The following is a 24,466-nucleotide window of genomic DNA, read 5'->3' on the forward strand; positions in this document are numbered from 1 at the left end:
ATCACGACCAGAACGGACGGAGCCCGCACGGCGCGGGGCACGCGTACGGTCGAAAGGAGAGCCATGGCTGACACCGATCCCGACGAGCTGGAGCGGCGGATCGCGCGGACACGCGCGGAGTTGGCGCATACGGTCGACGCCATTGCCGACCGGGTGAATCCCAAGCGGGTCACCGAGCGCACGGTAGCCGATGTGAAGAGCAGGGCCGGGCATTTCGTGGCGTCCGTGGGGGATGCCCTGGGTGTTACGGCCCGGCCGGTCAATGGTGAGGATCCCGATCGGGTGTGGGAGGACGAGCGGCCGGATCTGGGGCCGGTGCTGATCGGGGTAGGGGCGGTGCTGGTCGTGGGGGCGGCCATCGTGCTCTGGCGGCGGCGCCAGCGTCGCAACCGCTGACCTGGTTCCTGTCGGGTCTCAGCGGCGTCGTAGCCGGTGACCTGGTTCCTGCCGGGCGTCGGCGCGTCGTGATCACTGGCCTGAGTTCTGGCGGGCGTCGGCGGCGTCGTAGCCGCCGGCCTGGGGCCAGCGGGCTTGGTGGGCGTCAGAGGAACGTGCGGGCCTCGCCGCGGTACGTCGGGATCGATTCCACCAGGGTGTCGCCGTCGATGAGGTGGAGGGTGTCGAAGCGTTCGCACAGCTCCCCGGCCTTGGCGTGCCTGAACCACACCCGGTCGCCGACCCGCAGGTCCCCGGCCGGTGGGCCGAGCAGCGGGGTCTGCACCTCGCCGGCGCCCTCGTCGGGGGCGTAGCGCAGGCCGGCGGGCAGGTACGGCTGGGGCAGGCGGGCCAGGCTCGGCGGGCCGGAGGCGAGGTAGCCGCCGCCGAGGACCGTCACCGTGTCCAGGGCCGGGCGGCGCACGACCGGTAGGGCGAACAGGGCGGCCGGGCGGCCGGTGAAGCGGCGGTAGAAGTCGAAGAGCCGGGGGTGGAAGAAGCCGGAGCCGGCCGCGATCTCCGTGACGGCCTTCTCGCGTGTGGTGCGCTCGACCGAGCCGGTGCCGCCGCCGTTGACGAACTCGAGGTCGGCGATCTGGCGTACGGCGTGCACGATGCGGCCGCGGCGCACGACGAGTTCCCTGGCCGAGCGGGCCTGCATGAGCCTGATGAGGCGGGCGTAGGCGGCGTTCGCGGGCGGGTCGTCGCCGACTCCGGCGATCTGCGACTCGTACGCCAGCAGCCCGGCCAGCCGGAAGCCCGGCCGTTTGGCGAGGTCGGCGGCCAGGTCGGCGGCCTGGTCAGGTTCGCGGATGGGGGAGCGGAGGGCACCTGCCCGGAATTTCCCGCCGAGGGCGACATATCCGGCGTCGATGTCGATGCAGGTGCGGATTTCGGCCCTGGCGTGGACCCCGGCCACGGCGGACTCGATGAAGTCCAGGTGGGCGGGGGAGTCGATGGTCACCGTGATGTGGCGGGCCGCGGTCGCGTCGCCTGCCAGGGTGGCCAGCGCGTGGCGGTCGGTCGTGGGGTAGGCCACGAGGATGTCGGTGAAGCCGTGCGCGGCCAGCCAGAGGGCCTCGGGCAGGGTGAAGGCCATGATGCCCTGGAAGCCGTCCATGGCCAGGATGCGTTCGAGGAGCGGGCGGCTGCGTACGGACTTGCTGGCCACCCGGATCGGCTTGCCCGCCGCGCGCCTTACGAGGTCGGCCGCGTTGGCCCGCATGGCCGCCAGATCGACGATCGCGAATGGCGCTTCGAGAGCCGCGGTCGCGCGGTCATAGCGCTGGCGGTCATCCATACCGGCAGCGTAACGGCATATCGGGCAAATGAATATGAGGTGTGTTCGCGTTAATCGCCGTCCCCGTAATGTTCGGGCAAATGGGCGGCGAGGGCGCGGTTCAGGCCATGCGGGACCCATGTACCTCTGTCGTTGTGATGACCACGCTTCAGCAGATACTGCCCGGTGCCGTCGTCGCCCCGCGGCACATCGGGCTGCGCAGGGCGAACAGGGCGCTCAGGCCGGCCCGTACCGTCCCGGGGGCTCTGGTCGCGGTCACGCTGGCCGCCGGGCTGGGGGCCACCGCGGCCGAGATCGTGTCGGGGCTGCTCGGCGCGCCGCTCGGCTGGGTGCCCGTCAACGAGGCGGTCGAGCTCGCGGGCAAGACCACGTGGCCGGACGTCGCCACCTCGGCCGTGGCCGCGGGCGGGGCCGGCGCGCTGATGTTGCTGCTGGCGGTCGTGCCCGGCCGCTCCAGGATGGTCGCGGTCGAGACGTCCGACCCGCTGATCGTCATCGGCATCACCCGCTCGGGCCTGCGCCGCACGCTGCGCGCCGCCGCCCAGCAGGTGACGGGGGTGGACAAGGCTCGCGTACGCCTGCGCAGGCGCACCATCGAGGTCACCGTCATGACCGGCGCCGAGAGCTCCGGCCAGATGCTCAGGCAGGTCGGCAACGCCGTCGGCGACCGCCTGGCCGGCGTGGGCACGCTCGGCACCGGCGAGGTCGTGGTACGCCTGCGCAGGAGGGCCGGGTGACGCGCCGGGGCTCCGAAGCTCCGCCCGCACAGGCTTGGCGGAGGTCCGAAGATTCGCCCGCACAGGCTTGGCGGAGGTCCGAAGCTCCGCCCGCGCAGGAGGGCCGGGTGACGCGCCGGCTCGCCCGAGGCGGGGCTCCGCGGATTCACCCGCACAGGAGGGCCGTCTGATGCGCCAGTACGCCGGCAATCGCGTGGGTCTGGCCATCGTCGGGGCCGCGCTGCTGGGCCTCGGTGTGTACGCCTGGCTCCGCGGCCATGACCGTCTCCTCGGCCTGTCGCCCAACGGGAGAGTCCTGCCCGCCCAGACCTACCGGACCCTGGCCGAGGAGCCCTGGCCCCTGTGGTTCCTGGCTCTCGGGCTGCTGCTCCTGGCCCTGGTCTCGCTGCGCTGGCTGCTGCTCTGTCTGGGCTGGGGCCGCCGCGGCACACCCAACGGCACGGGCACGGCCATGTTGTTCGTGGGCCTCAAGGGCGTGGACGGGCTGAGCCGTACGGGGGTGCGGGTGGGGGAGGACGGCCTGCGTATCGGCCTGACCTGCCCGGCGGCGGCGGACGTGGGTGCGGTGGTGAGCAAGCTGGACCAGGACATCGTGGGGCGCGTCCGGCGCGAGATCCGCGACGCCGAGTCCCCGGCCGTCGTGCTCCTTCACGTCCGGCGCTAGCGGTCACGTTGACGCGCGTGAGGATCTGCCGGGTCGCCGTTTGTGGAGGGACGCGCGGGCAGCGTGGTTGTCCGTGCACAGGCGATCAGAGGTTCGGACGGACTACTTGAACGGTGATCACTTCCGCGCCTTCATGCGAAGTGATCGTGTACCAGATGGTTACGTCGTCGCTGACCAGGTTGAGTTCGTAGGCGTTCGGAACACCGTCCATGGGGTCGGCTCGGCGAGCGTAGGTCGTGGCTCGTCCAGGAGGGTGAAAATGGCGAGCTGAACGGGTCTGCGCAGCCCCTCTGGCAGAGCCTCGATCTGCTCCCACGCACGCTCAGGAAAGGCGATACGCCGGTCAGCCACTGATGCCCCACTCGGCGGCCAACTCATCGCGGGTGAAGGTTCGCACGTGGCCCGGGTCGGCGGCGTTGTCCATGATGGCTCGCATGGCCTGCTGGCGCCCTATCTCCCGACGCAGCCGTCTGACCTCGGCTTTGAGCGCCTCGTATTCGTCACGAGGGATGGTGATGACCTCGTCGTGGTGATGCGCCGTCATGCCTTCACGCTACCTGCTCTCTGTGGCATTCCCAGGATTTCGGCAAGGTCCATGGCAGTCCTCGCCGCTGAGGGTCAGCACTCGATGACGTTGACCGCGAGGCCGCCGCGTGAGGTCTCCTTGTATTTGTCGAGCATGTCGCGGCCTGTGTCCCCCGGCGGCGTTCTCCACCTGCTCGGGCGTGCCCCCCGAGGACCTCCGTGAGGGCGGCGGAGGCCATGGAGCAGGCTGAGCCGTACGGGGGTGCGGGTGGGGGAGGACGGCCTGCGTATCGGCCTGACCTGCCCGGCGGCGGCGGATGTGGGCGCGGTGGTGAGCAAGCTGGACCAGGACATCGTGGGGCGCGTCCGGCGCGAGATCCGCGACGCCGAGTCGCCGGCCGTCGTGCTCCTTCACGTCCGGCGCTAGCCGCTACTCGTAGTGGTAGCGCGCCTGCAGGACGATGATCTCGTCGTCGGCCGGGAGATACACCAGGCGGTGCTCGTCGGTGATGCGCCGCGACCACGCACCCGCCAGGGCGTACTTGAGCGGCTCCGGCTTGCCGATGCCCTGGTGGGGATCGCGCAGGGTCTCCTCGATCAGCCGGTTGACGCGCTTGAGGATCTGTCGGTCGGCCGACTGCCAGTAGACGTAGTCCGCCCAGCCCTGGCTGGTGAAGGCGACCTTCATTCGTCGCCCAGCAACTCGTGCCGCTCGTGGCGGCCCTGCAGGGCCTCGTGGTAGGACTCCATCAACCGGCGCGCGTTGGCCGGGGAGCGGAGCAGGTAGGCCGTCTCCTGGAGAGCTTCGTATTCCTCCGCGGCCACGAGATAGGCGTTTCCGCTCTTGGAGACGATCTCCACAGCGGTGTGGTCGTTGTTGACCTCTTCGATGAGCGGGAACAGTCGGCGGCGAGCCTCGCTGGCGGTGATGGACACTGGGCCCTCCTAACTGAGTGGTACAACTTTATGGTACCACTCGGGAGGGTGGTCAGCACTCGATGACGTTGACCGCGAGGCCGCCGCGTGAGGTCTCCTTGTACTTGTCGAGCATGTCGCGGCCGGTGTCCCGCATCGTCTTGATGGCCTTGTCGAGGGCCACGTAGTGCTTGCCGTCGCCGCGTAGCGCGATTCTGGCGGCTGTGATGGCCTTGTTGGAGGCGACCGCGTTGCGTTCGATGCACGGGATCTGGACGAGGCCGCCGATCGGGTCGCAGGTCAGGCCGAGGTTGTGTTCGATGCCGATCTCGGCGGCGTTCTCCACCTGCTCGGGCGTGCCCCCGAGGACCTCCGTGAGGGCGGCGGAGGCCATGGAGCAGGCCGAGCCCACCTCGCCCTGGCAGCCCACCTCGGCGCCCGAGATCGAGGCGTTCTCCTTGAACAGCACGCCGATCGCGCCGGCCGTCAGGAGGAAGCGGACCACGCCCTCGTCGTCGGCGTGGGGGACGAAGCGGGTGTAGTAGCTCAGGACGGCCGGGATGATGCCGGCGGCGCCGTTGGTGGGGGCGGTGACGATGCGGCCGCCGGCGGCGTTCTCCTCGTTGACGGCCAGGGCGAACAGCGTCACCCAGTCCATGGCCTGGAGCGGGTCCTTCTCGGCCGGTTCCGACTGCAGGCGGCGGTGGAGCTGGTTGGCGCGGCGCTTGACCTTGAGGCCGCCGGGCAGGACGCCCTCCTTGGAGATGCCGCGGCGTACGCACTCCGACATGACGTGCCAGAGGTTCAGCAGACCCGACCGGATCTCCTCCTCGGTACGGCCGAACGCCCGCTCGTTCTCCAGCATCAGGGCGGAGATCGACAGGCCGGTGTTCAGGCAGTGCTTGAGCAGTTCCTCACCGGTGGTGAAGGGGTAGGTCAGGACGGTGTCGTCCGGTTTGATGCGGTCGGCGCCGGTGGCCTTCTCGTCCACGACGAACCCGCCGCCCACCGAGAAGTAGACCTTCTCCCGCAACAGCTCGCCGGAGGCGGCGTAGGCGGTGAAGCGCATGCCGTTGGGGTGCTCGGGGAGGGAGATCTTGCGTTCGAAGACGAGGTGGTCGCCGACGACGAAGGGGATCTCGTGGCTGCCGTACAGGAGGATCGTGCCGGATTCGCGCATCTGGGCGACGCGGGCGTCCACGGTGTCCACGTCCACCAGTTCGGGCTTCTCGCCGGACAGGCCGAGCAGGACGGCTTTGTCGCTGCCGTGGCCCTTGCCGGTCAGGCCGAGGGAGCCGTACAGGATGGTCTCCACGCGGGTCACCTGGTCGAGCAGGCCGTCCTGGTCCAGGCCGCGGGCGAACTTGTGAGCCGCGGCCATCGGGCCGCCCGTGTGGGAGCTCGACGGGCCGATGCCGATCTTGAAGAGGTCGAAGACGCTGATCGCCATTGATGTGCGCCCTTCATGAAAGGCCGGGGCCCTGGTCGCGGGCCCCGGCGGAGTGGGTCAGGAGTCGCCCGAGGTGAGGGCGGTGTACTCCTCAGGAGTAAGCAGGTCCTCGGGGTCGCCCTCCACGCGCACCTTGAACATCCAGCCCTCGCCGTAAGGGTCGCTGTTGGCCAGGCTGGGGTCGTCCGCGATGGCCTGGTTCACCTCGGTGATCTCACCGCCGACCGGCGAGTAGATCTCGTTCACGGACTTGGTGGACTCCACCTCGCCGACGGAGTCGCCCTGCTCGACGCTCGTACCGACCTCGGGAAGCTGCACGAAGACGACGTCACCAAGGGCCTCGGCGGCATACGCGGTGATGCCGATGGTCACGGTGATGCTGTCCTCCACACCGCGCACCCACTCGTGCTCCTTGGTGTAGCTCAGGTCGTCAGGGATGTTGCTCACTTGTTCCTCCTGTAAAAGGGCAGCTCGACCAGGTCCATAGGTTCATGGCTGCCCCGGATGTCCACAGCCAGGCCTGATTCGGCGCCGGTGTCCACGTAGGCCATCGCGATGGGCTTTCCCAGGGTCTGGGAAGGCGCACCGCTGGTGACCTCGCCGACGACGACGCCGTCCTTGGTGACCGGGTAACCGTGGCGCGGCACCCGGCGGCCCCGCGCGACCAGGCCGACGAGCCGGCGCCGGGGCTGGTCGTCCTTGACCGCCTCGAGCGCCGCCCTGCCGACGAAGTCACCGGGCTTGTCGAATTTCACCACCCTGCCCAGTCCCGCGTCGAACGGGGTGAGCCGTACCCCGAGTTCGTTGCCGTACAGGGGCATTCCGGCCTCAAGCCTGAGCGTGTCGCGGCTGGACAGGCCCGCGGGCCTGAGGCCGTGCGGCTCGCCGGCCGCCATGAGGGCGTGCCAGAGCGGCACCGCGTCCTGGTTGGCGACGAACAGCTCGAACCCGTCCTCGCCGGTGTAGCCGGTACGGGCGATGAGCGCCTGCCGGCCGTCCACCAGGCCGGGCAGGCCCGCGTAGTACTTGAGCCCGGCGAGGTCGGCGTCGGTGAGCGTGGCGAGGATCTCCTGGGCGCGAGGTCCCTGGACGGCGATCAGCGCGTACTGGTCGGAGCGATCCTCGACCACCACGTCGTACGCCTTCGCACGATCTTTCAGCTCATTTCCGACTTTTTCGTAGTTCGAGGCGTTTGCCACCACCATGAACTCTTGGTCCCCGAGCCGGTACACGATGAGATCGTCGAGCACCCCACCGCGCTCGTTCACGATCATGGTGTACCTCGCCCGCCCGGGTGTCAGCGCCGACAGGTGTCCCACCAGCGCGTAGTCGAGCGCCTCGCCGGCCTGCGGACCGGTCAGGAAGATCTCGCCCATGTGCGAGAGGTCGAACAGTCCGGCCGCCTCGCGTACGGCTCTGTGCTCCGCGGACTCGCTGCCGTACCGGAGCGGCATGAGCCACCCGGCGAAGTCGGTGAGCGTGGCGCCGAGGCTCTCGTGAACGTCTCGTAGCGGTGTAGGTCGGGACATATGGCGCACCTCAGGGCAGGATTGGATGCCAGCATCCTCCCCCTCTGTCATCGATGCCTGAGAGCTTCGCCCGTCTTTTGCCGGACTTTCACCTTCGGCGAGGCCCCGCAGGCCTGCTTTCCAGAGGTCACCTAGTCCGTGCGGTCCTTTGCCTTGAGAGGTTCGCGGGGAGGGCTTGCTCCTTCAGGGACCCTGACCGGCTTGTCAGGGTGCTCTCCCGCACGGTTTCACCGGTGATGTTCGTCAGCCTAGTGCCGGTACGGGGGTGTTGTCGCGTTCTGGTGGGCCGTGAACCGCTGCGGAGGCGATGACGTCCAATGAGGTATGCGTCCGTTACCGGTGGTTCTGGGGTTGCTCGCGATGGTGGTCTCCTGCGGCTCGGAGCCGGCCGCGTCCCCGCGTTACACGGCCAGCCTGACCGTGCTCGAAGGGGGCGGGCATGGGCCCCAGCTCTGCTCGAACATCATGCAATCGAACCCGCCGCAGTGCAGCGGGCCCGACGTCGTCGGCTGGGACTGGAGCAAGGCGGCGCACGAGTCGCTGCGGGGGGTGAAGTGGGGCGAGTACCGGGTGGTCGGCACCTGGGACGGCGCCCGGCTCACGCTGACGGAGCCGCCGGGCGCGCCCGTCAAGCCGCCCGAGAAGGAGGAGGGCGACGTCTTCGCGAGCGCGTGTCCCGAGCCAGAGGGCGGCTGGCGGCCCGTCGACCGCGCCAAGGCCACGGATCAGGACATGGACGCGGCGATCGGGCGGGCCAAGACGGCCGAGGACTACGCGAACGCCTATGTGGACCGCCTCACCCCCCTGCCCGCGCATCCCGAGAGGCTGACGGCCGACGACGCCGAGAACTACGTGCTCAACCTGCGGTTCACCGGCGACCTGGCGGGGCGGGAGGAGTGGATCCGCGAGCTGTGGGGTGGCGCGTTGTGCCTGAGCAACGCGAAGCACACGGAGGCCGAACTGCTGGCCATCCAGCGGGATCTGGAGGACGAGACGAAATCCGGCAAGATCGTCTACAGCTCGGCCGGCAACATGGCGAACCGGGTGGAGATCGGGGTCTGGGTGGCCGACGAGGAGCTGAAGCGGCGCCTGGAGGACAGGTACGGCGCCGACATGATCTCGATCGACGGCATGCTCAAGCCCGTGAGGTGATCCCGCCCCCCAATCCCGGCCCCAATCCCGGCCCCAATCCCGGCCCCAATCCCGGCCCCAATCCCGGCCCCAATCCCGGCCCCAGCCTCGCGGCCCGGCCTCGCAGGACCGCCCCCGACCGGCTCAGCAGGCGGTCACCAGGGCGTCGAAGAGGGCGTGGTCCTCGGCGGCCTCCGGGTGCCACTGCACGGCCATGGTGAAGCGGCCCGAGTCCAGCTCCACGGCCTCGATCGTGCCGTCCGCGGTGGTGGCGGTGACCGTCAGGCCGGGGGCGAGGCGGTCCACGGCCTGGTGGTGGTAGTGCGGGACCGGCACCGGGTCCTCGCCCAGCGCCTTGGCGACGCGGGTCCCGGGCACCGGGCTGATCGGCAGGTCGCCGAAGACGCCGGGGCCCGGGCAGTGGCCCGTGTGGCCGACGACGTCGGGCAGGTGCTGGTGGAGGCTGCCGCCGAGGGCCACGTTGAGGACCTGGAGGCCGCGGCAGATGCCCAGGTACGGGACCTCGGCGTCGAGGGCGGTCGCGAGGAGCTCGAACTCGGCGCTGTCACGAAATTTCCGGACGTAGCTGGTGTGTTCCTCCGGCTCCGCGCCGTACCGGGCCGGGTCGATGTCGCCGCCGCCGGCCACGATGAGCCCGTCCAGGCCGCGTACGACCGAGGCAGGCTCACCGGCCGGAGGCAGCAGCACCGGCTGGCCGCCCGCGCGCACGACCTGCTCCACGTACGCGTACGGCAGCAGCGCGGCCGTCGTGTCCCGCCACACCGTGAACGTGGCGGGCTCGACGTAACACGTGATGCCGATGACCGGACGCCGCATCGTGCCGACCCCCTAGAACGGTGTGACGTAGGCGCCGGAGATGCCGCCGTCCACCAGGAACTCGCTGCCCGTGATGAACGAGGCGTCGTCGCTGGCCAGGAACGCCACCGCCGCCGCGATCTCCGACGCCTCGGCGAAGCGGCCCACCGGGATGTGCACCAGCCGCCGCTGCGCCCGCTCCGGGTCCTTGGCGAACAACTCCTGGAGCAGCGGCGTGTTGACGGGTCCGGGGCACAGGGCGTTCACCCGGATGCCCTCCCTGGCGAACTGCACGCCCAGTTCCCGCGACATCGCCAGCACCCCGCCCTTGGAGGCGGTGTAGGAGATCTGCGAGGTCGCCGAGCCCATGACGGCCACGAAGGACGCGGTGTTGATGATCGAGCCCTTGCCCTGGCGGCGCATGTGGGGGATGGCGTGCTTGCAGCACAGGTACACGCTGGTCAGGTTCACCTCCTGGACGCGGCGCCAGGCGTCGATGCCGGTCTCCAGGATCGAGTCGTCATCGGGCGGTGAGATGCCGGCGTTGTTGAAGGCGATGTCGACGCTGCCGTAGGTGTCGTGGGCGGTCTGGAACATCCGTACGACGTCGTCCTCGACCGTCACGTCGGCCCGTACGAACAGGCCGCCGACCTCCTTGGCGGCCTTGGCGCCCGAGTCCTCGTCGATGTCCACGCAGACCACCCTGGCGCCCTCGTCGGCGAACCTGCGGGCCGTGGCCAGCCCGATCCCGCTGCCCGCGCCGGTGATGACCGCCACCCGATCCTGCAACCGCTGCATGTGTGTCACTTCCTGCCCATTGGTCGTTCAGCACTCCTCATTCGCTTCGCGAAGTGCCTCGTTCCCCGGCCCTTCACTCCGATGAAATGAAGACGTTTTTCGTCTCGGTGAAGGCCGCCAGGGCGTCCGGGCCGAGCTCCCTGCCGAGGCCGGACTGTTTGAAGCCGCCGAACGGGGTCCAGTAGCGGACGGAGGAGTGGGAGTTCACCGACAGGGCGCCCGACTCGACGGCCCTGGCCACGCGGAGCGCCCGCCCGACGTCGCGGGTCCAGATGGAGCCGCTCAGGCCGTAGGGGGTGTCGTTCGCGATCCGTACGGCCTCCGCCTCGTCCTCGAACCGCGCCACCGACAGGACCGGCCCGAAGATCTCCTCGGTGAACGCGCGGTCGGTGACGCCAGGGGTGAGGACGGTCGGCGGGAACCAGTAGCCCTTACCCTGGGGGCACGATCCCCGCAGGTGGGGGGTGCCTTCTTCGACGAAGCCGCGCACCCGGGCGAGGTGTTCCGCGCTGATCAGGGGGCCCATCTCGGTGCTCTCGTCGAGGGGGTCGCCGACTTTGACGCCCTGGACGGCGGGTTCGAGCAGGGCCATGAAGTCGTCGTACACACTGGACTGGACGAGCAGGCGGGAGCGGGCGCAGCAGTCCTGCCCCGCGTTGTCGAAGACGGCGTAAGGAGCGGTTTTCGCCGCCTTTTCCAGGTCTGCGTCGGAAAAAATGATATTTGCGGACTTGCCGCCTAGCTCCAGCGTGACCCGCTTGACCTGCCGAGCCGCCTTGGCGGCGATCTCCTTGCCCACCTCGGTCGAGCCGGTGAACACGATCTTGGCCACGCCGGGATGCTCCACCAGGCGGGCCCCCGCGACCTCCCCTGCCCCAGGCAGAACCTGGAGCACCCCCTCGGGGAGGCCCGCCGCCAAGGCCAGCTCGGCCAGCCTCAGCGCGGTCAGCGGAGTCCATTCGGCCGGCTTGACGATCACCGTGTTGCCGGCCGCCAGCGCGGGGGCGACGCCCCACGACATGATCAGCATGGGGAAGTTCCACGGCACGATGATCCCGACGACGCCCAGGGGCTCCTGGAAGGTGAGGTCCACGCCGCCGGGCACCGGGATCTGCTTGCCGTGGTTGCGCTCGGGGGCGCCGGCGTAGAAGTGCAGCACGTCGCGTACGGCGCCGGCCTCCCAGCGGGCGTTGCCGATCGGGTGCCCGGCGTTGGCCAGCTCCAGCCCCGCCAGCTCCGCGCCGTACTCGCCCACCAGGTCGGCGAAGCGGCGCAGCAGCCGCGCCCGGTCGCCTGGCGCCACCTCACGCCAGGTCAGGTAGGCCTTCCTGGCCCGCTCCACCGCACGATCGATCTCGGCCGCGTCGGCGAGTTCGACCTCCGCGACGACCTCCTCGGTCGCCGGGTTAACGATCTTCATGCGTCACATCCGCTCGAAACCACGGAACAGCTCCCAATCCGTCACCGCCGCGTCGTAGGCGGCCAGCTCCACCCGCGCGTTGTTCGCGTAGTGCTCGACCACGTCCTCGCCGAACGTCTCCCGCGCCAGCTTCGACCCCTCGAACAACGCCAGCGCGTCGCGCAGCGTGTGCGGCACGGTCTCGGCGCCGGAGTCGTAGGCGTTGCCCTCGAAGGCGTCCTCCAGCGGCAGCTCGGCGTCGATGCCGTGCAGCCCGGCCGCGATCAGCGCGGACACCGCCAGGTACGGGTTCACATCGCCGCCCGGCACCCGGTTCTCCACGCGCAGCGAGAGCCCGTGGCCGACGAGCCTGAGTGAGCAGGTGCGGTTGTCGACGCCCCACTTGACCGCCGTGGGGGCGAAGCTGCCGGGCACGTAGCGCTTGTAGGAGTTGATGTTGGGCGCGTACAGGAGGGTGAGGTCCCGCAGGCAGGCGAGCTGCCCGGCGATGAACCGCGCCCCGAGCGGTGAGAGCCCGTGCGGGCCCTCGCCCGCCATCACCGGGTCGCCCTCCAGGCTGCGCAGGGAGATGTGGATGTGGCAGGAATTGCCCTCGCGCTGGTTCGGCTTGGCCATGAACGTGATCGACCGGCCCTCCTGGGCGGCGATCTCCTTGGCGCCGTTCTTGTAGATGGAGTGGTGGTCGCAGGTCCGCAGCGCCTCGTCGTAGCGGAAGGCGATCTCGTGCTGGCCGAGGTTGCACTCGCCCTTGGCGGACTCGACGTAGAGCCCGGCGCCCTCCATCGAGCGCCTGATCCGCCGCAGCAGCGGCTCGATGCGGGCCGTGCCCAGCAGCGAGTAGTCCACGTTGTACAGGTTGGCCGGAGACAGGTCGCGGTAAGCGCGCTTCCAGGCGTCCTCGTAGCTGTCGTCGTAGACCACGAACTCCAGCTCCGTGCCCACGTACGCGGCCAGCCCCCGGTCGGCGAGCCGGGCGAGCTGCCTGCGCAGGATCTGGCGGGGCGAGGCGGTCACGTCGCCGCCGCCCTCCCAGGCCAGATCGGCCATCAACATCGCGGTCCCTTCCTGCCACGGCACCCGGCGCAGTGTCGCCAGGTCCGGCTTCATCACGAAGTCGCCGTAGCCCCGGTCCCAGGACGACATCGCGTAGCCGGACACGGTGTTCATGTCCACGTCCACCGCGAGCAGGTAGTTGCAGCCCTCGGAGCCGTGGTTCACCACCTCGTCCAGAAAATAGCGCGCGGACAGTCTCTTGCCCTGCAACCTGCCCTGCATGTCGGCGATCGCGAGCAGGACGGTGTCGATGCGCCCGGCAGCCACCTCGTCGCGCAGCTCGGCGACGGAAAGGAACCCGGTGCTCGCTCGCTCGCTCACGCTACGTCGCTCCGATCTGGCCTGACGCGCTTTCCCGTTAATTGGGCTAGTCTCAGACCATTGATGTGTATGGCGGGATCGCTTGTCAAGACCTGAGGACACGTTGGACGAGTCGGCGCGTTTGATGACGGTGTTGCGCCCGGTCAGGGCCGGCAACGCCTTCGAAGAGACGGTGGAACGGCTGCTCCAGGCGATCAAACTGGGCGTGGTGGCCCCCGGCGACAAACTCCCTCCGGAGCGGGAGCTCGCGGTCCAGCTCGGCATCAGCAGGGTGACGCTGCGGGAGGCGATCCGCGCGCTGTCGGACGCGGGCTATCTCGACGTGCGGCGGGGCCGCTACGGGGGCGCGTTCGTCACCTACGTGCCGCCCAAGCCGGACGCCGGCGACCTGCGCCAGGCGGTCAACGAGATGGGCATGGCCGACCTGTCGGACGCGCTCACGTTCCGGCTGGCGGTGGAGTGCGGGGCGGCGCAGGTCCTGGCCGCCTCCGGCCTCACGCCTGAGAAGCGGGCCGTGCTCGTCCGCAGGCTCGCCGAGCTGAACGAGGCGGGGCTGGAGGACTACCGGCGTCTCGACACGGCCTTCCACCTGTCCATCGCGGAGCTGACCGGCTCGACCCTGCTCGCCACGACCTGCGCCGACGCCCGCTCCAGGGTCAGCGACCTGCTGAACGCCATCCCGATGCTCCAGGTCAACCTCGACCACGCCGCCGGGCAGCACCAGGCCATCGTGGACGCCATCCTCGCCGGCGACCCCGACGCGACCAGGCGGGCGGTGGTGGAGCATCTGGAGGGCACGGCTGCTCTGTTAAGGGCGTTCCTCTCCTGATTTGGGTCATTCCCCGCAGGCGGCTCGTACCATCGAGGTCAGGGCTATGGGGAACTGGTTTCAGCAAAGCATCGTCAACACGGGACGGCTGCCGCTGTTCTGTTACTTCTGCATGCTCATCGCGGCCTTCATCGCCACCCGCATCAACGTGCGCCTGATCAGGGCGAAGATCGGCTGGTTCCGCAACTTCAACGTCGGGGAGATGCACATCCACCACGTGGTGTTCGGCGTGGTGCTGATGTTAGTGGGCGGTGTCACGCTCATCGTCTCGCCCGGCTCGCAGATCGGCACCGCCGTCGCGGCCTCCGTGTTCGGCGTCGGCTCGGCGCTGGTGCTGGACGAGTTCGCGCTGATCCTGCACCTGCACGACGTCTACTGGGAGGAGGAGGGGCGCACCTCGGTGGACGCGGTCTTCATCGCGGTCGCCGTGACCGGCCTGCTCCTCATCGGCCTGCGCCCGCTCACCTGGGACTACGGCACCCTCGTCAACCCCGCCGCGCTGATCGTGGCGAACCTGGTGCTCGCCGTCGTCACGTTGCTGAAGGGCAAGATCTGGACGGGCATGGCGGGCCTGTTCGTGCCGCCCATGCTGCTGGTCGGCGCGGTACGGCTGGCGCGGCCCGGCTCCCCGTGGGCCCACTGGTTCTTCGCCACCCGCTCACCCCGCAAGATGGCCACGGCCATCCACCGGGAGGAACGGTGGCGGCGGCCGGTGATCAAGGTCAAGATCGCGTTCCAGGAGTTCCTCTCCGGGCGGCACGATCTGCCCTCCACCCGGCGCATCCGCCGGCGTCCGTGAGGCTATCCCTGAACCCACGGGGTGAGGTCAGGTCGCTTGGCCGTGCGGCCGTCGCCGGACGATCGGCCGCGCAGGCGGCGGCCGATCCAGGGCCCCGCGAACGTGCCGGCCCACCGCAACTCGGTGGCCGCCGCCCGCCACCTGGCCGCAGGGGGCAGGGGCGGGAGCGGCTGCCTCCAGGTGTCGTCGCTGCCCGGCAGGCCCAGCGTGTGGGCCACGGCGGCGGCGAAGCGGGCGTGGCCGTCGGGGCTGGCGTGCAGGCGGTCGAGGCTCCACATCCTGGCGTCCGTGATGTGCTCCATCGCGAACGTGTCCACCAGCGTGACGCCACGGCGTTCCGCGGCTTCGCGGACGCGGGCGTTGAGGTCGAGGACCCGGGGGCGGAGCGAGCGGACCAGCGGGGCGATCTTCCCGATGTCGGGGAAGGTCACCGTGACCACGTGCGCGCCGGTCGCCGTGAGCGTGGTGAACATGTCATCCAGGACCTCCGCCACCGCGGCGGCGTCGAAGCCGGGGCGGATGAGGTCGTTCATCCCGGCCATGACCGTGACCAGGTCGGGGCGGAGCGCCAGCGCGGCGGACATCTGCTCGGCGCGGATCTGGCTCGCCCGGCGGCCACGCACCGCGAGATTGGCGTAGAGCAGGCCGGGATCGGCGCGCGCCAGGTGCTCGGCGAGGCGGTCGGCCCAGCCGCGATGGCCCACGGTGTCGTCGCCGTCGCCGAGACCCTCGGTCTGGCTGTCTCCGAGCGCGACGTAACGCGTGTACATGCCTGTTCTCCCTCCAGTACCTCGAGTACTAGAGGGAGGCTACAGAGCGGAGGGCGAGGCCCGCGCCCAGGAGTACGACCATGGCGGCGGTGCCCAGCGGGGCCAGGCCCGACAGGCGGGCGGCCAGCCGGCGACCGGCCGAGGCGCGTTGTTCCAGGCGGTCCACGATCTTGACCAGGAGCAGGCCGGTGACGGTGAGGGTGGCGGCCATGCCGACGCCGTAGGCCGTCACCAGCGCCACGCCGAACCACGTGCGGCCGAGCGCGATCGCGCCCAGCAGCACGATCAGGGCCGAGGGGCTGGGGACGAGCCCACCGGCCACCCCGAGACCGATCAGGCCCGCCCGCTTGGTGGGCTGATCACCGTGCCCGTGTCCATGGCCGTGCCCGTGCCCGTGCCCGTGGCCGTGTCCATGGCCATGCCCGTGCCCGTGACCCTGACCACGGCGGATGTTGATGAGGAGACGCACGCCGATGACGGCGATCAGCACGCCGCTGGCCACCCCCAGCCAGCTCAGCACCGACTCCCCGGCCAGCGAGGTGAACACCGTCAGCAGCAGCCCCACCACCAGCACCCCGGCCGTGTGCGTGGCCGTCACCGTCGCCCCGACCACCACCGCGTCGCGCGGGCGGCCACGGCGGCCCGCCAGGTACGCGGCCATGACGGTCTTGCCGTGCCCGGGGATCAGCGCGTGCCCGGCCCCGAGCACCACGGCCAGCCCCACCGCCAGCAGCCCCAGCGGCACCGTCAGCGACTCCGAGCCGATCAGCCCGGTGAACGTCCTGTCCAGCGCGGCCAGCGCGTCCCCGATCGGCCCGCCGATGCCGAACCCGCCGGAAACCGTGCCGGGCGCCTGCGAACCGGAGGGGGCGGACAGGCCCGGTGCGACGGTGAAGGTGGCGACGCGCTGGTCGAGGGGGTCGGTCAGCAGGTCCTCGGGGTAGGCGCGCAGCTCCTGGCTGACGCTCGTCGTGGGCACCGAGGAGCCGGTCAGGCGCACCCCGTCCCCGACGGCGGTGATCTCCCGCCAGCCGATCCTGTCCTGCTCGAACCCGTCGGTGAAGCTCACGGCCCCCGAGGCGCGAACGTCGGCCACGAGCCGGCAGGTCAGGCGGCTGGTGCGCAGTCCCCCTTGGCCGGGGGAATAGGCGAACTCGGAGCCCCGCACCCGCCACGGCACCCGCCGGCCGGCCACCTCCAGCCGCTGGGCCCCGGCCAGGGCGGCGCAGCGGCGGGCCGCGTACGTGGCGTCCACCTCCGGCTCGGCCTGCAGGGTCGGCAGTTCCGCCAGGTCCACGACGGCGAGGCCGCGTACGTCGGAGGCCGAGACCCGCAGCCCGTTGTAGTGGTTGACGGTGAAGTTCCCCAGCGGGTGCGCCTGGGCCGGCCCGCTCAGCAGGGCGCTCGCGAACAAGGACAGCAGCAGCCCCAGCAGGCAGGCTCGGAGCAGTCTCATGAGAACCTCGCCAATGCGGACAGGGCCGGGTCGAATTCTGGGTCCACCCGCGCGGAGCGGCCGAGGGCCTTCTCGATCGTGGCGCGGTGGTAGGCGAGCAGCGGGTTCTGCCAGCCGGTGGCGGTGGACCGCCTGGCGTACGGCAGCGCCTCGGCCGCCTTGCCCGCCTTGAACAGGGCCCAGGCCAGGGCGTCGGCGGCGACGAGGTTCGGGTTGCGGGCGTACTCGGCCCTGGCGTGCCGTACGGCCTGCGCCGGGTCGCCGTGGTCGGCCTCGAACTCGGCCCACGTCAGGTCGTCGCGCACGCCCGCCGCCTGGAAGAGCTTGCGCTGGGCCCTGAGCAGCGTCCAGTCGGCCGGCCGGCCCGCCTTGAGCCGGGTCTCGCCCTGCTCGATGAGGTATTGGGGGAGGGGCAGCCGCTGGACCACCCGCTCGTACAGGTCGAGGGCCTCGGGCAGCCGGCCGCTGAGCGCCGCCGTCCTGGCCTGGCCCGCGAGGGCGGGCGTGTAGGCGGGGTAGGCCTCCAGCGCCCTGGCGTACCAGCCGGCCGCCGCCTGCAGGTCGCCGGCGTGGAGGGCCAGCTCGCCCAGGTAGTAGCGGCTGTAGGCGAGGTCGGCGGGCGCCCAGGCATCGTTCTGTGCGTATTCGAGGTATTCGCGCGCCTTGTCCCGGTCGCCGCGCAGCTCTGCCGCGTACGAGGCGCGGGAGAAGGACGCCACCCCCGGGCGCAGGCTCATCATCTTGTCCACGGCCTTCTGCGCCCCGCGCAGGTCCCCGAGCTGCGTCTTGGCGTCGGCCAGCACGCCGTAGGCCGGGGTGCCGTAGGGGTTGACGTCGATGGCGCGCTCGGCCAGGCGCACCGCCTCGGCGAACTCGTGGCGGCCGGCGGCCAGCGCGGCCTGGCCGGCCAGGACCGTGTCGTCGCGGGGGCTCAGCCTGGCGGCTGTGGCGAGCGCGCCCTCCGCCTTGGTGTAGTACGCCGGGTCACCGGTGACCCGGGCCTGGTCCACGTACTGGGAGGCGAGCTGTGCCCAGCCGCGGTGGTCGCCCGGCAGGCGCTTGAGCCGCTCCTGCAGCGTCTCGCGCCGCGGCGTGTCCGTCACCGGCTGGGACGACGGCTCCGCCGAGAAGGAGAGGATGGTGAAGATCATCGTTGCGACGAGGGCGAGTCCGGCGAATATCGCGAAGGCACGCATGTCCAAGGCTCCAGAGATGAAGGTGGGGCCGGCCGGCCCGTGACGGGGAGCACGGCCGGCCGGCCCTTTTGCTGGCGGCAGACGATGGGAGACGGGTGTCTGCCGCCGGGGTGGACCGGCCGGCTTGGAGAGGGGGCCGACCGGTCAGGAGGGTTAGCGCTGGTTCACTGCCACGTTGCTCGGCAGCGGGATGTACGGGAACGTCTGGAGGAAGGGCTTGTCGTTCCTGTCCACCTTGTCCGTCAGGCCTGGGATGAGCTTGCCGGTCAACGCGGCGCCGGCCACGGCCTGCAGCTCGATGTCCACGACGTCGTCGCTGAGCCGGCGGCCGTTCGGGAAGCCCTGAAGGTCACCGCCCAGGACGCCGAGCCTGTTCGGGTCCTTGGCCGGCGGGATCGACATGTTCAGCCGCAACTGCTCCGAGGGGCGCAGCTTGCCCGCGTCCTTGTTGAGCACCTGGGAGTTCAGATCGGCCTTGATGGGGCCGTTCTGCTTGGCGATGCCCTGCAGGAAGATCTCGACCAGGTCGTTACGCGGGGTCGCGGGCGCCTTGATGCCGTAGATGGCCTGCAGCAGCCTGGCCACCTCGGGGTCGGTGACCCGGTCGACCAGCGCCTGCACGTCGGCGTCCTTCGACGGGTCCAGGGCGTTGTAGGCGTCCTTGATACCGGCGGACGCGACGAGCTCGTTCACCAGCGGGTTGCACAGGCGGGAGACCTGCACGTAGTCGTCGCCGTTGAACTTGTCGGTGGTCGAGCAGACGCCGATCACGGGGTTGCGCTTGGCGTCGCCCTTGAGCGCCAGCTCCGTGGCCGGGACCTGGAGGGCCACGCTGTTGACGTTGTAGCCCTTGGTGGTGTCCTGGCCGACCTCGGACAGGTCGCCGCCGTACAGGAAGTCGAAGACGCGCAGGTCGAGGAAGAACGCCTCGTCCGACTGCCCGGCGAACGTCTTGCCGCCACCGGCCAGGCTCTTGATGGACTGGTTGCGCAGCGTGGCGTAGTTGGGCATCGACGCGCGACCGACGTTGCTGGGCGCGACGATGCCGTCGTCGACCAGTGTCTTGGAGCCGTCAGGCGTGATCCGCTTGAGCGTGTAACGCTGGCGGAAGAGCAGGTTCGCGTCGTTCAGCGAGGTGACCGGGCCGTTGTTGTAGAGGAACGTGGTGTTGCCACGCTTGTCCTCGTTGGTGAACGTCCACTGGTAGGTGATGTCCGTCTTGGCGTCACCATCGTTGTCGATCTTTATGTTGTACCGGGACTTGGTCGCGAACGGGTAGAAGTTCGGGCCGCCGTGCGGCTCCTCGAACGGGATCCAGTTGGCGATCAAGGTCACGGAGTCGGCTTTGTCAGGGCTGACGAACGCGTACACGTCGGTGTTGTCGTGCTGCGGGTCACCCGAGATCATGGGGGCCTCGCGGTGCGAGGAAGCCATGCCGGAGTCGGTACGGAGCACGGCCAGGGACGACGCGGCGACCGCAGCGGCGAGGCCAAGTCCGACTAGAGCGCGCCGGTTGATCCGGAGCTCCATGTTCGGTCCTTTCGGGAAGGGCTGATCGTGACTTACGAGGTTCCGGCCGGGTTCCTCGACGCCCTATTCGTCCGCCGGCCGCCGCCGGATGTCGGTCTCATCCCTGAGGATGAGGGTCAACCAAAGTTGACATACTTAAGTCGTCAATTTAGGTTGACTCCGTGCCGGGGTGCGGAATGTGCCGCCCCGTTCGTTTAGAGCAAGTCGAGAAATATCGTGAAAGGAGATGCGGTGGTCAAGGAGTTGCTCTCCTACATGCGCCCGCACCGGAAGGTCCTCTTACTGGGCGGACTGCTGAGCCTGATCGGCTCGGTGGCGGGCCTCGCGATGCCGTTGCTCGCCAAGTACGTCGTGGACGCGTTCGGCCAGGCCGGGTCGATGGCCGCGCCGTTGCTGGGGCTGACCGTGGCGGTGCTGGTGGGCGCGGTCGTCTCGGCCGGGGGAAGCTACCTGATGGAGCGCACGGGCGAGGGCATCGTGCTCGGCGCCCGGCGCAGGCTCGTGGATCGCATGTTGCGGCTCAGGGTCGCCGACGTGGACCGGCTCAAGCCCGGCGACCTGCTGTCGCGGGTGACCGGTGACACGACGTTGTTGCGCGCGGTGCTGACCAACGGCGTCGTCGACTCGGTCAGCGCGGCGTTCATGCTGGTCGGGGCCATCGTCATGATGGCGACCATGGACGGCGTGCTGTTGCTGGTCACGCTGCTCGTGGTGGTGGTGATCGGCGGGATGGTGGCGCTGATCATGCCGAAGATCCAGCGGGCCCAGACGCACGCCCAGGAGGCCGTGGGCGAGATGGGGGCCGTGCTGGACCGGGCGCTGCAGGCGTACCGGACGGTCAAGGCCAGTGGCGCGGAGGAGCGGGAGATCGCCGTGGTCGGCGAGGCGGCCACGCGCGCCCGGGACCGGGGCATGCAGGTCGCCGGATGGACGTCGCTGGCGGGAGTGGCGACGTGGATGTCGGTGCAGATCGCGTTCCTGGCCGTGCTGGCCGTGGGCGGCGCCCGGGTGGCCTCGGGCACGCTCGAGGTGTCGTCGCTGATCGCGTTCCTGCTGTACCTGTTCTACCTCGTGCCGCCGATCGGGCAGCTCGTCCAGGGCGGCGTGCAACTGCAGCAGGGCCTGGCCGCGATGAAGCGGATCAAGGAGATCGAGGACCTGCCGGCCGAGCCGGTCAGCGCCGCGACGCCGGTGGAGGCCAGGCCGGTCGGGGTGAGGTTCGAGGACGTGGTGTTCCGGTACGGCGACGACCGGCCCATCGTGCACGACGGGGTGAGCTTCGAGGTGCCGCCCGGCGGGCTGACCGCGCTGGTCGGGCCCTCAGGAGCGGGCAAGTCCACGGTGTTCGCGCTGCTCGAACGCTTCTACGACCATCAGGACGGGAGGATCGAGGTCGGCGGCAGGGACATCAGGGACTGGCCGCTGGGCGAGCTGCGGGCCGCGTTCGGCTACGTCGAGCAGGACGCGCCCGTGCTGGCCGGATCGCTCAGGGAGAACCTGCTCTTCGCCGCCCAGGACGCGACGGAGGAGGAGCTGAGCCGGGCGATCGCGCGTACGCGGCTCGACGACCTGGTCTCCAGGCTGCCCGAGGGGCTGGAGACGGCGGTCGGGCACCGCGGCGTGCTGCTGTCGGGCGGCGAGCGGCAGCGCGTGGCCATCGCCAGGGCGCTGCTGCGCAAGCCCAGGCTGCTGCTGCTCGACGAGGCCACCTCGCAGCTCGACGCGGTCAACGAGCTGCGGCTGCGCGAGGTGATCTCCGAGGTCGCCTCGGAGACGACCGTGTTGGTCATCGCGCACCGCCTGTCCACCGTGACCAACGCCGACCGGATCGTGGTCATGGAAGGCGGCGGCGTGCGGGCGGTGGGCACGCACGACGAGCTGGTCGGCGCCGACGAGCTCTACCGCGAGCTGGCGGCCACCCAGTTCCTCGTCAGCTGAGAAGGGCTAGTCTCTTCGTGAATGGGTTCATTCACGAAGGGACCGCCCATGAGCAGAACCGTCCGCGCCCCGCGAGGCACCACGATCACGGCGAAGGGCTGGCCGCAGGAGGCCGCGCTGCGCATGCTCCAGAACAACCTCGATCCCGAGGTGGCCGAGCATCCCGAGCAGCTCGTGGTCTACGGCGGGTCAGGCCGGGCGGCGCGTGACTGGCCGTCGTTCGACGCGCTGGTCAGGACGCTCACCACGCTCGAAGGCGACGAGACGCTGCTGGTGCAGTCGGGGCGGCCCGTGGGTGTGTTCCGCACCCACGAGTGGGCGCCCCGGGTGCTCATCGCCAACTCCAACCTGGTGCCCGACTGGGCGAACTGGGAGGAGTTCCGGCGGCTGGAGGCGGCGGGGCTGACGATGTACGGGCAGATGACCGCGGGTTCGTGGATCTACATCGGCACCCAGGGCATCCTGCAGGGCACGTACGAGACGTTCGCCGCCGTGGCCGAGAAACGGTTCGGCGGCACGCTGGCCGGGACGATCACGCTCACGGCCGGGCTCGGCGGGATGGGCGGCGCGCAGCCCCTGGCCGTCACCATGAACGGCGGCGTGGTCATCTGCGTCGACTGCGACCCGCGCTCGGTGGCCCGCCGCATCGAGCACCGCTACCTCGACGTGGAGGCGGCCTCGCTGGAGGAGGCGCTGCGGCTGGCCTACGAGGCCCGCGACGCCCGCAGGCCGCTGTCGATCGGCGTGGTCGGCAACGCCGCCGAGGCCGTGCCCGATCTGCTGGCCCGCGGCGCGGAGATCGACATCGTCACCGACCAGACCTCGGCCCACGACCCGCTGATGTACCTGCCGCTGGGCGTCGCCTTCGAGGACATGGCCGGCGAGCGGGACAAGGACCCGGCCGGGTTCACCGAGCGGGCGCGCACGTCGATGGCGCGGCACGTCGAGGCCATGGTGGGGTTCAAGGACGCGGGGGCGGAGGTGTTCGACTACGGCAACTCCATCAGGGGCGAGGCCAAGCTGGCCGGTTACGCGCGGGCCTTCGACTTTCCCGGGTTCGTGCCCGCCTACATCAGGCCGCTGTTCTGCGCGGGCAAGGGTCCGTTCCGGTGGGCCGCGCTCAGCGGCGACCCGGCCGACATCGCCGCCACCGACCGGGCGATCCTGGAGCTGTTCCCCGACAACGAGCCCCTGGCCAGGTGGATCAGGAAGGCCGGGGAGAAGGTGCACTTCCAGGGGCTGCCGGCGCGCATCTGCTGGCTGGGCTACGGGGAGCGCAACGTGGCCGGTGAGCGCTTCAACGACATGGTGGCCTCGGGCGAGCTCCAGGCGCCCGTCGTGATCGGCCGCGACCACCTCGACAGCGGCTCCGTGGCCTCCCCCTACCGCGAGACGGAGGCCATGGCCGACGGGTCCGACGCGATCGCGGACTGGCCGCTGCTCAACGCCATGCTCAACACGGCCTCGGGGGCCGCCTGGGTGTCCATCCACCACGGCGGCGGGGTGGGCATCGGGCGCTCCATCCACGCCGGCCAGGTGACGGTGGCCGACGGCACCGCGCTGGCGGGCGAGAAGCTCAACCGCGTCCTCACCAACGACCCGGGCACCGGGGTCATGCGGCACGTGGACGCGGGTTACGAGGAGGCCGCCGAGGTGGCCGAGGACAAGGGCATCCGCATCCCGATGCGAGAATCCTGACCTCCTTTGTTACCAATGGGAGGGATGAGAACGCGTGGTCCCTGGCGTTGGAGGTGGCGTGGCGGACGGATATCACAGTGGCTCTGAAGGTGGCTCTCCCAGCGGCTTTCACGGGGGGCTTGACCTGCTGCTGGAGGGCCGGAGGCTGTCGCCGGTGCAGCGCAGGATCGCGCACTATCTCAGCGAGCACCTGGATGAGGCGATCTTCCTGTCCAGCGTGGAGCTGGCCGAGCGGTCCGGGGTCAGCCAGCCCTCTGTGACCAGGTTCGCCATGGTGCTGGGGTTCGCGGGCTATCCGGAGCTGCGGCAGGCCCTGCGGCCGCTGGTGCTGGGCGGGAGCGCGGAGGGGCCGCAGGAGAGCCTGCTGCGCGGGGCCATCGACTGCGAGATCCGCAACCTCGCCCTGGTCAGGGAGCGGCTGAGCGCGTTCCCGCTCAAGGAGCTGGGCGAGCAGCTCGCCGCGACCGAGCCGCTGCCCGTGCTGGGGCTGCGCGTCTCGTGCGGGCTGGCCACCACCTTCGCCTACTACGCCCGCCGCATCCATCCCGACGTGCGGCTGCTCACGCACGGCGGGTCCGAGCTGGTGGACGGGCTGCACGCGGCCCGCAGGGCCGGGGCCGAGTGGCTGGTGGCCGTGGTCCTGCCGCGCTACCCGAGAGAGGCGGTGCAGGGGCTGGAGTACGCGGAGAAGCTCGGCTTCCGGGTGGCCTGCATAACGGATAAATCCGATTTCCCGGCGGAAGTCGTGCTGGACGCGCCCGTGGGCGACCGGCTCGTGTTCGACTCGCACGCTGCGCCGCTCGCCCTGGCCATGGCCCTGGTGGAGGCCATGGCCGACGCGGCGCCGCTGCGTACGCAGGCCCGGCTCGACGAGTATGAGCGGATGACCGACGAGACCGGTACGTTCCTACCCGGCGATCTTGCCTAGCGACGCGCAGTCGTCAAGCTCAATAAGCTGCCGTTCATGAGTGAACGACCGACGGCGCTGGTCACAGGCGCCTCACGGGGGGTCGGCGCGGCTATCGCCCGGGCCCTGGCCCCGACCCACGATGTCCTGCTCGGCGGCCGGGACGAGGAGGCGCTGGCCGCGCTGGCGGCCGAGCTGCCCGGCTCGCGGCCCTGGCCGGTGGAGCTGACGCGGGTCACGGCGGCCGAC

26 protein-coding genes and 1 riboswitch are annotated in these 24,466 nt (G+C 70.4%); of the genes, 11 read left to right on the top strand and 15 right to left on the bottom strand.

Features of this window, described 5'->3' with window-relative positions; all coding sequences use genetic code 11:
• Positions 1-63 precede the first annotated feature (63 nt).
• Complete coding sequence (locus tag ACFPZ3_RS49430) at positions 64-396, top strand: DUF3618 domain-containing protein (RefSeq protein ID WP_379521381.1); 333 nt, start codon at positions 64-66, stop codon at positions 394-396.
• Between the two features lie 145 nt (positions 397-541).
• Here ACFPZ3_RS49430 and ACFPZ3_RS49435 read toward each other — a convergent pair whose 3' ends face one another.
• On the bottom strand, positions 542-1,735 hold the full coding sequence (locus ACFPZ3_RS49435; protein WP_379521382.1) for an amino acid deaminase/aldolase: 1,194 nt from the start codon (positions 1,733-1,735) through the stop codon (positions 542-544).
• Between the two features lie 137 nt (positions 1,736-1,872).
• On the opposite strand from ACFPZ3_RS49435, the gene ACFPZ3_RS49440 reads away from it, so the two are divergent.
• On the top strand, positions 1,873-2,472 hold the full coding sequence (locus ACFPZ3_RS49440; RefSeq protein WP_379521383.1) for a DUF6286 domain-containing protein: 600 nt from the start codon (positions 1,873-1,875) through the stop codon (positions 2,470-2,472).
• A gap of 169 nt (positions 2,473-2,641) precedes the next feature.
• Entirely contained in the window at positions 2,642-3,136 is a 495-nt protein-coding gene (locus tag ACFPZ3_RS49445; protein ID WP_379521384.1) for a hypothetical protein, read from the top strand.
• A gap of 343 nt (positions 3,137-3,479) precedes the next feature.
• Here ACFPZ3_RS49445 and ACFPZ3_RS49450 read toward each other — a convergent pair whose 3' ends face one another.
• Positions 3,480-3,680: a hypothetical protein gene (locus ACFPZ3_RS49450; protein WP_379521385.1), complete on the bottom strand. Its 201-nt coding sequence runs from the start codon at positions 3,678-3,680 to the stop codon at positions 3,480-3,482.
• Between the two features lie 249 nt (positions 3,681-3,929).
• Here ACFPZ3_RS49450 and ACFPZ3_RS49455 point away from each other — a divergent pair, with 249 nt between their 5' ends.
• Positions 3,930-4,088, top strand: a complete 159-nt coding sequence (locus ACFPZ3_RS49455) for a hypothetical protein (RefSeq protein ID WP_379521428.1) — start codon at positions 3,930-3,932, stop codon at positions 4,086-4,088.
• Positions 4,089-4,091: 3 nt separating this feature from the next.
• Here the strand turns inward: ACFPZ3_RS49455 and ACFPZ3_RS49460 are convergent, their stop codons facing one another.
• From ACFPZ3_RS49460 to gcvT, 5 genes are read right to left on the bottom strand one after another with little or no spacing between them, the layout of a single operon-like run.
• The gene (locus ACFPZ3_RS49460; RefSeq protein WP_379521386.1) at positions 4,092-4,349 is read right to left on the bottom strand and encodes a Txe/YoeB family addiction module toxin; all 258 of its coding nucleotides are present in this window, start codon (positions 4,347-4,349) and stop codon (positions 4,092-4,094) included.
• Positions 4,346-4,597: a type II toxin-antitoxin system Phd/YefM family antitoxin gene (locus ACFPZ3_RS49465; protein ID WP_379521387.1), complete on the bottom strand. Its 252-nt coding sequence runs from the start codon at positions 4,595-4,597 to the stop codon at positions 4,346-4,348. Before ACFPZ3_RS49465 ends, ACFPZ3_RS49460 begins: the two co-directional genes overlap by 4 nt.
• A 52-nt stretch (positions 4,598-4,649) precedes the next feature.
• Positions 4,650-6,026: an L-serine ammonia-lyase gene (locus ACFPZ3_RS49470; protein WP_379521388.1), complete on the bottom strand. Its 1,377-nt coding sequence runs from the start codon at positions 6,024-6,026 to the stop codon at positions 4,650-4,652.
• A gap of 57 nt (positions 6,027-6,083) precedes the next feature.
• Positions 6,084-6,473, bottom strand: coding sequence for a glycine cleavage system protein GcvH (gcvH, locus tag ACFPZ3_RS49475; protein WP_379521389.1), 390 nt, complete (start codon positions 6,471-6,473; stop codon positions 6,084-6,086).
• Positions 6,470-7,555 carry a glycine cleavage system aminomethyltransferase GcvT gene (gcvT, locus tag ACFPZ3_RS49480; protein WP_379521390.1) on the bottom strand — a complete coding sequence of 362 codons (1,086 nt, stop codon included), beginning with the start codon at positions 7,553-7,555 and terminating at the stop codon, positions 6,470-6,472. The genes gcvH and gcvT overlap by 4 nt, the downstream gene beginning before the upstream one ends.
• Positions 7,556-7,686: 131 nt before the next feature.
• Positions 7,687-7,785, bottom strand: a riboswitch (glycine riboswitch).
• A gap of 94 nt (positions 7,786-7,879) precedes the next feature.
• On the opposite strand from gcvT, the gene ACFPZ3_RS49485 reads away from it, so the two are divergent.
• The gene (locus tag ACFPZ3_RS49485) at positions 7,880-8,707 is read left to right on the top strand and encodes a hypothetical protein (protein ID WP_379521391.1); all 828 of its coding nucleotides are present in this window, start codon (positions 7,880-7,882) and stop codon (positions 8,705-8,707) included.
• Positions 8,708-8,830: 123 nt separating this feature from the next.
• Here the strand turns inward: ACFPZ3_RS49485 and ACFPZ3_RS49490 are convergent, their stop codons facing one another.
• From ACFPZ3_RS49490 to ACFPZ3_RS49505, 4 genes are all read right to left on the bottom strand, one after another.
• Positions 8,831-9,523 (bottom strand): gamma-glutamyl-gamma-aminobutyrate hydrolase family protein, encoded by a 693-nt coding sequence (locus tag ACFPZ3_RS49490; protein WP_379521392.1) that lies wholly within the window; start codon positions 9,521-9,523, stop codon positions 8,831-8,833.
• Between the two features lie 12 nt (positions 9,524-9,535).
• Positions 9,536-10,300: a 3-oxoacyl-ACP reductase gene (locus ACFPZ3_RS49495; RefSeq protein ID WP_379521393.1), complete on the bottom strand. Its 765-nt coding sequence runs from the start codon at positions 10,298-10,300 to the stop codon at positions 9,536-9,538.
• Positions 10,301-10,373: 73 nt separating this feature from the next.
• Positions 10,374-11,720, bottom strand: coding sequence for an aldehyde dehydrogenase family protein (locus ACFPZ3_RS49500; RefSeq protein ID WP_379521394.1), 1,347 nt, complete (start codon positions 11,718-11,720; stop codon positions 10,374-10,376).
• A 3-nt stretch (positions 11,721-11,723) separates the two neighbouring features.
• On the bottom strand, positions 11,724-13,094 hold the full coding sequence (locus ACFPZ3_RS49505) for a glutamine synthetase family protein (RefSeq protein ID WP_379521395.1): 1,371 nt from the start codon (positions 13,092-13,094) through the stop codon (positions 11,724-11,726).
• 124 nt (positions 13,095-13,218) lie between these two features.
• On the opposite strand from ACFPZ3_RS49505, the gene ACFPZ3_RS49510 reads away from it, so the two are divergent.
• Together ACFPZ3_RS49510 and ACFPZ3_RS49515 are read left to right on the top strand one after the other, a co-directional pair.
• Entirely contained in the window at positions 13,219-13,923 is a 705-nt protein-coding gene (locus ACFPZ3_RS49510; protein WP_379521425.1) for a FadR/GntR family transcriptional regulator, read from the top strand.
• A gap of 46 nt (positions 13,924-13,969) precedes the next feature.
• Positions 13,970-14,722 (top strand): hypothetical protein, encoded by a 753-nt coding sequence (locus tag ACFPZ3_RS49515; protein ID WP_379521396.1) that lies wholly within the window; start codon positions 13,970-13,972, stop codon positions 14,720-14,722.
• A gap of 2 nt (positions 14,723-14,724) precedes the next feature.
• Here ACFPZ3_RS49515 and ACFPZ3_RS49520 read toward each other — a convergent pair whose 3' ends face one another.
• The 4 genes from ACFPZ3_RS49520 to ACFPZ3_RS49535 form a co-directional block, all read right to left on the bottom strand.
• Positions 14,725-15,492, bottom strand: coding sequence for an SGNH/GDSL hydrolase family protein (locus tag ACFPZ3_RS49520; RefSeq protein ID WP_379521397.1), 768 nt, complete (start codon positions 15,490-15,492; stop codon positions 14,725-14,727).
• Positions 15,493-15,520: 28 nt separating this feature from the next.
• Positions 15,521-16,948, bottom strand: a complete 1,428-nt coding sequence (locus ACFPZ3_RS49525; RefSeq protein WP_379521398.1) for a nickel/cobalt transporter — start codon at positions 16,946-16,948, stop codon at positions 15,521-15,523.
• Positions 16,945-18,144 (bottom strand): tetratricopeptide repeat protein, encoded by a 1,200-nt coding sequence (locus ACFPZ3_RS49530; RefSeq protein ID WP_379521399.1) that lies wholly within the window; start codon positions 18,142-18,144, stop codon positions 16,945-16,947. Before ACFPZ3_RS49530 ends, ACFPZ3_RS49525 begins: the two co-directional genes overlap by 4 nt.
• 153 nt (positions 18,145-18,297) lie before the next feature.
• Positions 18,298-19,674 (bottom strand): DUF4331 domain-containing protein, encoded by a 1,377-nt coding sequence (locus ACFPZ3_RS49535; RefSeq protein WP_379521400.1) that lies wholly within the window; start codon positions 19,672-19,674, stop codon positions 18,298-18,300.
• A 231-nt stretch (positions 19,675-19,905) separates the two neighbouring features.
• Between ACFPZ3_RS49535 and ACFPZ3_RS49540 the strand changes: the two genes are divergently transcribed.
• The 4 genes from ACFPZ3_RS49540 to ACFPZ3_RS49555 form a co-directional block, all read left to right on the top strand.
• Positions 19,906-21,612, top strand: a complete 1,707-nt coding sequence (locus tag ACFPZ3_RS49540) for an ABC transporter ATP-binding protein (RefSeq protein WP_379521401.1) — start codon at positions 19,906-19,908, stop codon at positions 21,610-21,612.
• A 48-nt stretch (positions 21,613-21,660) separates the two neighbouring features.
• Entirely contained in the window at positions 21,661-23,310 is a 1,650-nt protein-coding gene (gene hutU / locus ACFPZ3_RS49545; protein WP_379521402.1) for a urocanate hydratase, read from the top strand.
• A gap of 154 nt (positions 23,311-23,464) precedes the next feature.
• Positions 23,465-24,238 carry a MurR/RpiR family transcriptional regulator gene (locus tag ACFPZ3_RS49550; protein ID WP_379521403.1) on the top strand — a complete coding sequence of 258 codons (774 nt, stop codon included), beginning with the start codon at positions 23,465-23,467 and terminating at the stop codon, positions 24,236-24,238.
• A 36-nt stretch (positions 24,239-24,274) separates the two neighbouring features.
• A partial coding sequence (locus tag ACFPZ3_RS49555; RefSeq protein ID WP_379521404.1) for an SDR family NAD(P)-dependent oxidoreductase occupies positions 24,275-24,466 on the top strand: 192 nt, incomplete at its 3' end.

The organism is Nonomuraea insulae (assembly GCF_042656245.1).